The sequence below is a fragment of the Aquirufa nivalisilvae genome (assembly GCF_004307455.1).
In the GTDB taxonomy this organism is placed as follows: domain Bacteria; phylum Bacteroidota; class Bacteroidia; order Cytophagales; family Spirosomataceae; genus Aquirufa; species Aquirufa nivalisilvae.
In genome coordinates this window covers 69,177-81,635 of record NZ_SEWX01000008.1, presented here as the reverse complement: position 1 = coordinate 81,635, position 12,459 = coordinate 69,177, and the positions used below count along the sequence as shown (strand labels likewise).

Annotated in this window: 11 protein-coding genes and 1 tRNA gene; all 12 read left to right on the top strand. The window is 37.9% G+C overall.

The window, feature by feature from the left end; all coding sequences use genetic code 11:
* Nucleotides 1-106: 106 nt before the first annotated feature.
* Nucleotides 107-191, top strand: a tRNA-Leu gene (locus EWU22_RS11430).
* A gap of 67 nt (nt 192-258) precedes the next feature.
* Nucleotides 259-1,599, top strand: a complete 1,341-nt coding sequence (locus EWU22_RS11425; protein ID WP_130925661.1) for a trigger factor — start codon at nt 259-261, stop codon at nt 1,597-1,599.
* A 141-nt stretch (nt 1,600-1,740) separates the two neighbouring features.
* Nucleotides 1,741-2,448 (top strand): ClpP family protease, encoded by a 708-nt coding sequence (locus tag EWU22_RS11420; RefSeq protein WP_109323446.1) that lies wholly within the window; start codon nt 1,741-1,743, stop codon nt 2,446-2,448.
* A 2-nt stretch (nt 2,449-2,450) separates the two neighbouring features.
* Nucleotides 2,451-3,701 (top strand): ATP-dependent Clp protease ATP-binding subunit ClpX, encoded by a 1,251-nt coding sequence (gene clpX, locus EWU22_RS11415; RefSeq protein ID WP_130925660.1) that lies wholly within the window; start codon nt 2,451-2,453, stop codon nt 3,699-3,701.
* Between the two features lie 7 nt (nt 3,702-3,708).
* Nucleotides 3,709-4,233, top strand: coding sequence for a hypothetical protein (locus EWU22_RS11410; protein ID WP_130925659.1), 525 nt, complete (start codon nt 3,709-3,711; stop codon nt 4,231-4,233).
* Nucleotide 4,234: 1 nt separating this feature from the next.
* Nucleotides 4,235-4,957, top strand: coding sequence for an alpha/beta fold hydrolase (locus EWU22_RS11405; RefSeq protein ID WP_130925658.1), 723 nt, complete (start codon nt 4,235-4,237; stop codon nt 4,955-4,957).
* Complete coding sequence (cmk, locus tag EWU22_RS11400) at nt 4,950-5,636, top strand: (d)CMP kinase (RefSeq protein WP_130925657.1); 687 nt, start codon at nt 4,950-4,952, stop codon at nt 5,634-5,636. Before EWU22_RS11405 ends, cmk begins: the two co-directional genes overlap by 8 nt.
* Nucleotides 5,623-6,663, top strand: a complete 1,041-nt coding sequence (locus EWU22_RS11395) for an NAD(P)/FAD-dependent oxidoreductase (protein WP_130925656.1) — start codon at nt 5,623-5,625, stop codon at nt 6,661-6,663. Before cmk ends, EWU22_RS11395 begins: the two co-directional genes overlap by 14 nt.
* Before the next feature lie 48 nt (nt 6,664-6,711).
* The gene (locus tag EWU22_RS11390) at nt 6,712-9,774 is read left to right on the top strand and encodes a BamA/TamA family outer membrane protein (RefSeq protein WP_130925655.1); all 3,063 of its coding nucleotides are present in this window, start codon (nt 6,712-6,714) and stop codon (nt 9,772-9,774) included.
* Nucleotides 9,775-9,787: 13 nt separating this feature from the next.
* Nucleotides 9,788-11,044: a glutamate-5-semialdehyde dehydrogenase gene (locus EWU22_RS11385; RefSeq protein ID WP_130925654.1), complete on the top strand. Its 1,257-nt coding sequence runs from the start codon at nt 9,788-9,790 to the stop codon at nt 11,042-11,044.
* Between the two features lie 42 nt (nt 11,045-11,086).
* Entirely contained in the window at nt 11,087-11,521 is a 435-nt protein-coding gene (locus EWU22_RS11380; protein WP_130925653.1) for a nuclear transport factor 2 family protein, read from the top strand.
* Between the two features lie 388 nt (nt 11,522-11,909).
* The gene (locus EWU22_RS11375; protein WP_130925652.1) at nt 11,910-12,449 is read left to right on the top strand and encodes a DUF1697 domain-containing protein; all 540 of its coding nucleotides are present in this window, start codon (nt 11,910-11,912) and stop codon (nt 12,447-12,449) included.
* Nucleotides 12,450-12,459: the final 10 nt, after the last annotated feature.

The window sequence follows — 12,459 nt, the reverse complement described above, 5'->3', positions numbered from 1 at the left end:
GATTTCTTTTTCAATTCATGAGACGAAAAAGCGATGGCAAATATAAATTTTCCAAGTGTTTTGGAATACTTAAATTTGCTAATTACCTTTGCACCTCCAAATGCAAGCGGGCGTGGTGGAATTGGTAGACATACCAGACTTAGGATCTGGCGCCGCGAGGCATGGGGGTTCGAGTCCCTCCGCCCGTACCATCGGCAAGCCCTCAAGACCATAAGGTATTGGGGGCTTTTTTTAATTAAAAAATTTAAATACTTCCATATGAATATTTCGCTCAACCATTCAAATGATTTAGAAGGTCGTTTGACTGTTGTCGTTTCAGCTGCTGATTACCAAGAAAAAGTAGAAACTAAATTAAAAGATTACCGTAAAAAGGCGAGCATCAAAGGTTTTCGCCCAGGTATGGTGCCAATGCCATTAATCAAGAAATTGGCAGGACAATCCATTTTAGTGGAAGAAATCAATCATTTATTAGGTCATGCAGTAAGTGATTATATCAAAGAAAATAAATTAAACTTAGTTGGCGAGCCAATGCCTGCAGTAGAAGAGGCAGATGCTATCGACTGGGAAAAAGATACAGAATTTACTTTCCATTACGATTTAGGTTTCCACGGAGAGTTCTCGGTTGATTTAGATAAAATCAAAACCGTTAATTCTTACGAAATCAAAGCCGATAAAAAAGAGATCGAAGAAACGATTGAGAACTTGAAAAAGCAATTTGGCGAGCAGACTCATCCAGAATCGGTAGAAGATCGTGATTTAGTATTCGGTACTTTTACTCAAGGTGAGTGGGTAGAGAAATCAGCCATTCCATTGCATTCTATCAATGATAAATCGAAAAAGATTTTCATTGGTGCTAAGGTAGGAGATACCTTGAAGTTTGCTATTGATAAAGTATTCAATGATGCTAAATCGTTGGCTTTAGCCACTGGCAAGAAAGAAGAAGAAGTGGGTGATTTAACAGGTGAGGTTTCTTACGTGGTTGAAGATATCACTCGTTCAGTTCCTGCCAATTTGGATCAAGCATTTTTTGATAAAGTATTAGGAGCAGGCAAAGCTACTGACGAAGCAAGTTTCCGTGAGCAATTAATTGAGATTGTTCAAGATAACTACAAGCGCGAAGCTAATTATTTGTTGCGTATCGATGCTGAAAAAGCCTTGTTAGATCAAGTGAAAATTGATTTGCCAGAAGCATTTTTACGTAATTGGTTAGTACGTATCAATGAAGGTAAATTTACTCCAGAGCAAATTGATCAAGATTTTGATAATGTGAAAAAGGATATCCGTTGGAACCTAATCAAAAACGAAATTGCTGAGAAATTTGAAGTAAAAGTGGAATATGCTGAGGTAGTAGAAAAAGCGAAATATATGGTGCGTCAACAATTTGGCGGTTACTTATCAGCTGACCAACCTGGTATTGAAGAGATGATTGAGAAAATAGCCATGGGTTATTTAAGTGATAAATCGAAGTCTGATAATTTCATGAATTTGTACAATCAAGCTTTTGCAGATAAGGTGTCTACTGTAATCGTTGAGAAAATCCCACACAAAGTTTCTAAAATTGATGTGGATAAATTCAAAGAAATCGCTGCGGCCTTGTAGTGAAGGTTATTTGTTGGAATTTTCAAAACCCCGTTTTTACGGGGTTTTGTGTGAACTAAGCATTTCAAAATTTGGTTTACCAGCTAATTGCTCGCAATTAATCCGACATTTATTTTAAATTTGAATCTTAAACTAAAAATTATGTATCCCAAGGAATTATCAGGAGACGAGTTTCGCAAATATGCGGTACACCATAAAGGCTTAAACGGTTTAGCCGTTGATCAATACATGAATCAAATGGGTAGCCAAGTGAATCATCGTATTGACGACATGACCCAATACATCATTGAAGAGCGTCCGATGCGTTTTGCTCAAATTGACGTGTTTTCACGTTTGATTATGGATCGCATCATATTCATGGGCGTGCCTGTGGACGATTATATGGCCAACATCATTGTGGCCCAATTGTTATTTATGGAATCCACCGATGCCAAAAAAGACATTGTGATGTATATCAATAGTCCAGGTGGATCCGTATACGCGGGTTTAGGTATCTATGATACAATGAATTATATCCGTCCTGAAGTAGCTACTGTTTGTACATCTTTAGCAGCTTCCATGGGAGCTGTATTATTGGCTGGAGGAGCTGCAGGTAAACGTTCTGCATTAGAACATGCCCGCGTGATGATTCACCAACCTTCAGGTGGAGCTCAAGGACAAAGTCGCGATATCGAAATTACGGCTCGTGAAATCGTTAAAATTCGTCAGGAATTATACGATATCTTGGCCAAGCATTCTGGAAAAACCTTTGAAGAAATTGAGCGTGATTCTGATCGTGATTATTGGATGAAGGCGGCTGAAGCCAAAGAGTATGGTTTGATTGATGAAATTTTAACTCGTAATGTGTAAGGATGGCAAATCCCAAAAAGAATAATAATTGTTCATTTTGTGGCCGCAACAAAGCAGAGGTCGGTATTTTGTTATCGGGAATCGATGGACAAATATGCGACCAATGCTTGCAACAAGGCTATGAAGTTATTAAAGAAGAATTAGGAGCTCCAGTAGTTAATAAAAAGAATTCCAAACAGCAGTTTGAGTTAGTTAAACCCAAAGACTTAAAGGAGCATTTAGACTTATATGTCATTGGGCAAGAAGAAGCTAAAAGGCATCTCTCGGTGGCAGTGTACAACCATTATAAGCGTTTGATGCAGCCAAGCAATGAAGAGGATGTGAAAATTGAGAAATCAAACATCTTGATGGTAGGTGAAACCGGAACGGGTAAAACCTATTTGGCGCGAACGCTAGCTCAGAAACTTCAAGTACCCTTTTGCATTGCAGATGCCACCGTTATTACGGAAGCTGGTTATGTAGGCGAAGACGTGGAAACTATTTTGACTCGTCTTTTGCAGGCTGCTAATTACGATGTAGCTAAGGCAGAATGTGGTATTGTTTTCATTGATGAGATCGATAAGATTGCACGTAAATCTGATAACCCATCCATTACTCGTGATGTATCAGGTGAAGGAGTGCAGCAAGCCTTATTGAAATTATTAGAAGGCTCCATCGTCAATGTGCCGCCTCAAGGTGGTAGAAAACACCCAGATCAAAAAATGATTGCCGTAAATACAGAGAATATCCTGTTCATTTGTGGTGGGGCATTTGACGGTATCGGTCGACATATCTCTAAACGGTTAAATGCTCGTCCAATTGGATTTTCTGGAGATGATACTTTTCACGAATCGTTTGAAAAGGATCAAATCATGAAATACGTGACGGCTCAAGATTTGAAATCATTTGGCTTAATACCTGAATTGTTAGGTCGTCTGCCAGTGATTACCTACCTTAACCCATTAGATCAAGCAGCCTTATTAGCTATTTTGACTAAACCTAAAAATGCGCTTGTTAAGCAATATGAAAAATTGTTTGACATGGAAGGGGTAAAGCTGACGTTTACAGAAGAAGCTTTAACTTACATGGTAGAACAAGCGATGCAATACAAATTGGGTGCGCGTGGTTTGAGATCCATTATGGAAGCCATCATGACAGATGCCATGTTTGATATTCCTTCTCAAACAAACATTTCAAATTTTGAAGTGGACTTGGCATATGCTAAATTGAAATTCGAAAAAACAGTGTTCCATCAAATGAAAGTTGTAGCCTAATTTAATTATGAAAAACAATCTAATCGTTCTCGCATTAACTTTATTCATTGCTTCTTGTTCACATAAAGGAGCTTATTTTGCTGTTTATCAGCAAGCACAGCCTACTACTAAGGCAACTGTTAGCCCAGTAAAAGCAGAAGAACCCCAATTATTGGTTAGTCAATCGAATGAGCTTTCGGAAGAAATCTTACCTGTTCAAGCAAATACACCTGAAGAGGCTAAGCTAATTACCGAGTTAACAGCTTTGAATCAAGAAGTGAAATCCATGAAACACATGGAGAAAAAAGAGTTGATTCAACATAAAAAAGCATTCAAAGCTCAGCTTAAAACCCAGATTAAGGAATATAAAGCACAAGCTAAGAAACAAAAGCAAGCATCTAGTCCTTCATCTTGGGATTCCAAAGTGAAAATTGGAGTTATATTATTGATTATTGGTATCATTCTTTCCATTTTTGGATTGGGAGCCATTGGGGCAGTTTCTGCATTCATTGGTTTGATATTTGTACTCTTAGGTCTTTTGCATACGTTTTAATATGTCTGGAATCATCGTCTGTTTACACGGATTTGGTGAAGATCACCGTGTTTGGGATGATTTCATACCCACATATACTTGGCCATATCCAGTAATTGCACCTAATTATGCAGGCTGGGAGGATTGCCTCGATATGTCGGAATATGCTCAGAAAATTGCCTTAGAATTACCCAAGGACCAAGCTTGGTACCTTATTGGGCATTCGATGGGAGGTTATGTTGCTTTGGCCTTGGCCAAGGAATTTCCGGAACAAGTGAAATCCGTGGTGATGTTGAATTCAACTGCCATGGCTGATTCAGAGGAGAAGAAATTGAACCGGAATAAAACCATGGAGTTTTTACAAAAATTGGGAACAGAAGCCTTTATTGGGCCTTTTGTTCCCAATTTGTTTTCAAAGGATTTTGTTGAACAGCATTCATCAATCATCAGAAAATTAATCGAACGATATCAACATATTCCAGCCTCAGGTTTAGTGGCAGCCTCAAAAGCTATGCGCGACCGACCAGCTGGATTGGAGTTTTTGACATCAACCCAGATTCCTTTTTTATTTATACATGGTGATCTAGATGCCTTAGTTCCATTGGAAGATGTAGAAAAAGCGGTGGAACTTTCTTTCATTCATCAATTGGTTCGAATCCCAAATGTAGGACATCAAGCAGCTTATGAATCTCCAGAATTAGTACATTTGGCTATTATAAAGTTTATTAACTCCGTTCATGTCTAAAATTATCGTTGCCCTTGACGGCTTTTCTTCTTGTGGAAAAAGTACTACAGCCAAACGCGTTGCGGCTAAATTGCATTATGCTTTTGTAGATACAGGGGCTATGTATCGAGCAGTAGCACTCTATTTTCATCGTAATCAAGTGGATTGTAATGATTTAAATGCTATTGAAAAAGCCTTAGAGGAAGTACACATTACTTTTGAATTTAATCCAGAACGTCTAGCCTCAGATACCTATTTGAATGGAGAAAATGTAGAGAATGAAATCCGTAAAATGTACATTTCTGATATAGTAAGTCAGGTAAGTGCCATTCCAACAGTACGCCATGCAATGGTGGCTCAACAGCAGAAAATGGGTAAAAAGAAGGGAGTTGTTATGGACGGTAGAGATGTAGGCACTGTGGTATTTCCTAACGCAGAAGTGAAAATTTTCATGACGGCAGACCCTAAAATTCGAGCTCAAAGAAGAAAGTTGGAGTTAATGCAAAAAGGGGAGGATTTACCTATTGAGCAAATTGTGGAAAATTTAAAAATTCGGGACGAAATTGATTCCAATCGAAGTGAAGGGCCACTTAAGCGTGCCGAAGATGCCATTGATTTAGATACATCTTATAAATCCATGGACGAACAAGTAGCTTTTGTCTTAGAACAAGTTCGACGCGTTCAGCATGCTGGAAAGTAAGCATTCACTTCCTATTTTACTGGTTGGTCAAGGCCTGGCTGGAACCATATTGGCTCATACCTTAGATCAAGCTTCTGAGCCATTTCTTATGGTCGATGCCCCTAAGACTTTTTTTACTTCATCCTATGCTGCAGGAGGAATATTCAATCCTGTTACTGGTCGAAAACTCGAGAAAACTTGGTTAGTCGAGGAGTTATTTGGCTATCTTTTTCCATTTTATGCTTCCTTAGAAAAAACATTAGATTGTTCATTTTTTCATCCTATGCCTTTGTTTCGACCTTATGCCAATGAGGAAATGAAAAGATGGTTATTAGAAAGAAAGGAGGCTATTCACAATGAATACCTTTGCTGGGAAGATAAAGGTGTATGGGTAGAAAAAGCAGGTTGGTTGGATGTTGAAAGTTTATTAACATATTCTAAACGCTATTTTCAATCGAAAAAATTAATCAAGGAAATAGCCATTAATCCGTCTAGAGATTTAGCGATTTTCGATGATGAGGTTCATTTTCAAGGTCAGGCATATGCATGTGTTGTTTTTTGTGAAGGCTATCACGCACAACAACATAATCCCTTCTTTGGTCATTTGAATTTTTTACCCGCCAAAGGGGAGTTGATGAAAATCAGATCTCAAGAACCTTCTTCTGATTATATTTTGAATAAAAATGGTTTTCTCTTACCACTAGGAAATCATGAATTTAAAGTAGGAGCCACTTATCGGTGGGATGATTTTTCAAATCAAGCAAGTACTTCAGCACAGCTTGATTTAAGAGCTAAGCTGAAAACATTTGGAATAAATGAATATCAGGAAATAGAAATGTCTGCTGGAGTTAGACCAGCCACCCAAGATCGTAGGCCTTTGGTGGGATTTCATCCTCATTTACCTTTAGCTATATTTAATGGTTTTGGTTCTAAAGGAGTTTCTTTAAGTCCCTATTTTGCTCAACAATGGCTAGCTGAATGGAAAGGTGAGGGGCAGATAAATTCCGAAGCATCAATTCGTCGATTTTACCATTTATTTTCCACATAAATCATTAAATTTGGTTTTATTGAAATTGCCTATTAATCAGAAAACTGGATGAAAAGAATATTGCTATTGTTTTTGCTGCTTTTTTCCTTCATGCTACACGGGCAAGATTTCTATCCTAGTCAAAAGAAATTCGATAAAACCCGAATCCAATACCAGAAATTTGTTTGGAAGTTCTTCACTAGTCAAAACTTTGAGGTGTATTATTTTGGTAAAAACGAAGCTTTAGCCAGAAGTACTATCCAAATTCTAGAAGCTGAATTTCCACGAATCACCGATATCTTAGGTTATAGTCCATTCAATAAAATCAAACTCTTTGTTTATCCCTCTCATCAAGATTGGATACAATCCAATACGGGAATAAGTTTGGATAATGCCGAAGAGGCAAAGGCGGAAAATTTTGCCAAATTTAAAGTTGAAATCGCATTTCAAAATAATACTTCGGAATACAAAAAGGAACTAGTGAGAGAGGTCACCAAAGTGTATGTAAATGATATGCTTTTTGGAGGAAGTATTAAAGATGCACTTCAAAATTCCTTGTTATTATCAGTACCTGAGTGGTTTTCCGAAGGTATTGCCGCCTATATGGCTGAAGGTGATTCGCCTGAAATGAATCAATTCATGTATCAGGTTGTCGTTAATAACCGTGTGCGTAAACCTAATTTAGCACAAGGTAAAGAGTCGATTTGGTTAGGACATTCTATTTGGGCTTATTTGGTTAAAACTTATGGGAAGCAACCAGTTAGTAACATTTTGAATTTGACTCGTATCATTCGAAATGAACAATCAAGTATATCAAGTACAATCAAAAAACCATTTAGTAAGTTTTTAAGAGAATGGTTTGAGTACTATTTGAACCAATCCAAGCAAGAGGAAGTCAATACCGTAGCCTTAAATGGATTAAAAAATTTGACATCAGTGGATATGCTGAATGATCAAATTTTAGGAGATTTTAAAATCAGCCCAGATGGAAAATGGTTAGCCTATGTTTTAGGTGAATCGGGAAAATTTCAAGTGAATTTGATGAATTTAAGTAATCAAAGGTCTCAAAGTATTTTCCAAACAGGTCTGAAAGATTCAGAAAGAATTTCAACGGACCGAGGTCCACTTTTATCATGGGGTAAATCCAATGCATTATCCATTCTTTATAGTGCTGAAGGTAATTCCTATTTGCAAACGTACTCGGCTTTGACAGCTAATAAATTTAGCCTACGCGTTGAATCCAAAAAGAAATTGATTGATTTGAATTGCTTGGATTTTGAGATTGCCTCAAATGGTCAGCGCATGCTGGTAAGGGCTCTTAGAAATGGACAAGTGGATGTGGGTATTTATGATTTAAGAAGAAATCGGTATACCGCAGTGACCCAAGATGCGAATGACGAGATAGAGGCTCATTGGTGGAATAATGGGAATGATGTAGCCTATATCACGGAAAAGTATGTGGATTCAACTTGGAAGCCAACAACATCTAAAGAAGATATATATTCATTGTATCATTGGAAAGCGGATGACCCTTCTAATCCGAACCGTATTTTTGCTCACCGTGGATACATCCACAATCTACGGCAAGTATCAGATTCTGTTTGGACTTTTCTGAGTGAAGAAACTTCAGGAACGAATTTGATTAGTTTACGTTGGGCAGATACTACTTTCTATCAAAATGCAGCGCGCTCAGGTCCATGGAGATCAGTTGAGTGGGCTAAAGATCAGATTGTGGTTCGGCAAAATGATATGCTGACGCAAATGATCAGCACATATCCCGTGGGCTCCGTACTTAGCGCAGGACAGAGTCGATGGTATCCTCAAATTACTGAAACTCCACAAATAGATCTTAGTATTCAGGGGACTAAAGACAGCGTAGACAAACCCTTAATGCGTCGGGCTGATCAACGGAGAGCTAGGATAGAATTAAGGCAACAAAGCCAGCGATTAAGAAAAGATCCAGGTAAATTATTGGGGCCAGTGGATTATCAAAACTCTTTTGTTGTTAATAAATCAGAAGGAAATTTCATGGTGGATCCCATTCGGGGATTGGGATATTCTTTCGAAGTTAAGATGAATGATCTTTTGGAGAATCATTTGGTGAGAACGGGAATTTTTGTGACTTCTAATTTACGTAATGCTGATTTGTGGGCGGAATACGGCTATTTAGCCAATAAAGTGGATTGGTTTGTTCGATTTGACAGGAAGGTCCTGGATCAAGAAAATGAAAGCTTTTCACAGAAAGTTCGTTACAATCGCATTGAGGTGAAAGGTGTCTATCCATTTAACCTTTTTAGTAAACTAAGTTTTACAGGATCTTTCAGTTCCAATCGGGCAATAGATCAATTTAGTCTAACGACTCCCGAAAACTTAGCTACCTATGCCGGAGCTAAATTGGAATATACATTTGACAACACGGTACATTTGGATGAAAATCTAAGAACAGGATTTCGGATGAACCTTTCTGCGGAATACCAAACAGGTTTAGCATTACCCCAGAATTTTAGTCGAATCCGAATAGATATGCGTCGATACTTGAAGTTGACGAATAGTTTTATTTTGGCAGCACGTCTATCTGCTTCTAATGCACTAGGTTCTGCTGCACCCCAAACGATGTTAGGTGGGGTAGATAATTGGTTATTTATTCAAAGAGAAAGTAGGAATAAGGAAAACCCTATGGGAACGGCGGGTATTGCTCAAAGAGATGTATTTATGAGTGATGTGGCGAGCCCTTTGCGCGGCTTTAATGTGAATAAATTGTCTGGACAAAGTCATATTTTGTTGAATTTAGAATTGCGTGTTCCATTGAAATCATTGATGGGTCCAGATTTTTCAAAATCTAGATTCATGAATTCTTTCCAATTTGCGGGATTCACAGATATAGGAAGCGCCTGGACGGGTTCCAATCCATTTGCCAGAACCAATGGATTCAATACGAATACTTACGGAGGTAATACCAATCCATTCTTAGCCACAGTAACTGATTTTAGGAATCCATTCCTAGTAGGTTATGGCTTAGGAGCAAGGGCTTATTTATTAGGCTATTTCATTAAGTTGGATTATGCCTTTGGTATGGATAATAAAGAAATTAAAGCACCAGTAACCTATTTGTCATTTGGTTACGATTTTTAGCCTACATTAATTCATGGAAAATACGAGTGAACTATTAGCTTCTTTAGCTGCAACAAGACATGCTGCCATTTCTTTGGCGATGGCAAGTAGTGATCAAAAAAATGCCATTTTATCAGATTTGGCAACTATTTTGGAAGAAAACAAATTAGGGGTTATTCAAGCGAATGCTCAAGATTTGGCAAATTATGATGCTAATAATCCCATGCGTGATCGTTTATTGTTAACGGAAGAGCGCATTCAATCGTTGGCTGATAGTTTACGGGATATCATGTTATTGCCAGATCCTTCTGGACAGGTTATTTTAGAGAAACAGCTGAAGAATGGTTTACATTTACGGAAGCTAGCAGTGCCTTTGGGTTTAGTGGGAGTTATATATGAATCTAGACCCAACGTCACCATTGATGTGGCGGCTCTTTGTATTCGTTCGGGGAATGCAGCCGTTTTGAGAGGTGGAACAGATGCTTGGTATAGTAATTCTTATTTGGTGTCTTTGATTCATCAGGCGCTAGAAAAAAATGGATTTTCAAAGGAGTTAGTTCGCCTTTTGCCTACCGACAGAGCACATGTTAGCACCTTGCTAACGGCTACTAAATACATCGATGTAATCATTCCTAGAGGTTCTGATGCATTAATTCAACGAGTACGAAGAGAATCATTGGTACCAACTATTGAGACAGGTGCAGGGGTTTGCCATACTTACGTGGCTGAAACGGCAGATTTGGCAAAAGCAGTGCCTGTCGTAGTCAATGCCAAAGTCACTCGACCATCTGTTTGTAATTCTTTGGATACCATTGTCATTCATGCGAGTAAATTATCACGTTTTTTGAGTTTGATTCAAGATGGTTTTATTCAATACCATGTTAAGATTCATGCTGATCCTCGCTCTTATGCTTTGTTAAAGGCACAAGCCTACCCTTACTTATATGAGGCTAGCGAAGAAGATTTTGGTCGTGAGTTTTTAGATTTTGCTTGTTCCATTAAAGTGGTTGATAGTACAGAAGAAGCGATTTTACATATATCCAATTATTCCTCACGCCATTCGGAAGCTATTATAACTGAAGATGAGGCAGAGGCCAATTATTTTTTGCAGGCCATTGATGCCGCCGCAGTTTATTGGAATGCCTCTACTCGATTTACCGATGGGGGAGTTTTTGAATTGGGAGCAGAGATTGGTATTTCAACACAAAAATTGCATGCTCGAGGGCCATTTGCATTGGAGAAATTGGTGACAGAAAAGTGGGTGCTAGTGGGAAACGGGCATGTGAGGTAGAAGCTTTGGCAAATTATTTACGTTCTATATAATTAATAAACGATGAAACAGATATCTGCACTTCTTGTATTTAGTTTGTTTTTTGTGTCATGCCAAAGTTCATCATCCAATATTGAGGAAAAGAATAGGGCGCTCATTGAAAAGTATTTTACATTATTTAATCAGCATGATTGGAAGGCTTTGTCGGAGATGTATGCGGACACGGCTGCGTTTAAAGATCCGACTTCAGGGATGAAGGTAATTAAAAAGACGAAAGCCCAGTTTGTGCAGGAGTATACTGGTTTGCAACAGCAGTTTCCAGATGTACATGATCAAGTGCTTAGTATCTATCCATCTGGAGAAAAGCACGTGACGGTGGAGTTTGTTTCCACAGGCACTGGAGCCGATCAAAAGAAATTTGAATTGCCCATAGTTGTTATTTTCCGCATTGAAAATGGCAAGATTGTACAAGACTTCACCTATTACGATAATTTTTAAATTATTCGATTTCCTTGGTGAAAAAATAGAACACTAGCGTTATGAAATAAGTAAAAAGCCCGCTAATCACACCTAAAAGAATTGAATTGACAATATTCCATTTCAAAATTATTAAAGGAATAAAGCAGGTAACATAAAAGCTGATTGCTATCAAAACACTTAGAATAGGAGATGTTTTTTTGGGTGTAATTTCAATTTTACAATGTGGGCATTTCCATTTTAAGGATTTATGAACAAGGAATAGATATTTTAAATTTTGGGCTTTGTGGCAATTCGGGCAGTTGAATTTACTTTTCATATTTTTTAGTGGTTACTTTGGGTAAGTATTAATTGAGGGTCAAATTAGCAATATTATTTAATTTTTTGAGGGATATTTAATTCAATTGTAATGGCTACATACATCGCTTTGTTGAGAGGAATTAATGTATCTGGTCAGAAGATGATCAAGATGGTGGAGTTGAAAGCCATGTTTGAATCAGTAGGATTTGACGCAGTTCAGACCTATATCCAAAGTGGGAATGTTTTGTTTCAAAGTAAGGATTTAATGGAGAATGAAATGGTTGAAAAAATCCATTCGTCTATTCTTGAAAGATTTGGGTTTGAGGTAGACGTTCAGGTCTATAGTGTGCCTCATTGGAATCTAATTATTGCCAATAATCCCTTTGTAACGCGGGATAATCTGGATGAAGCTAAATTGTATGTGAGTTTATTGGCGAAGGAGCCATTGCCTGAAAACGTGGAAAAATTAGCAAGTTTTGCCTTTCAAGAAGAAACCTATCAACTCATTGATCGGGCAGTATATTTATATGTTCCAAAAGGTTATGGAAACGCCAAATTGAGCAATAATTTCTTAGAGAATAAGCTGAAGGTGTCAGCTACCACACGAAATTGGAAGACGATGTTGACTTTGCGAGATATGCTTAAGTGATTACCATATA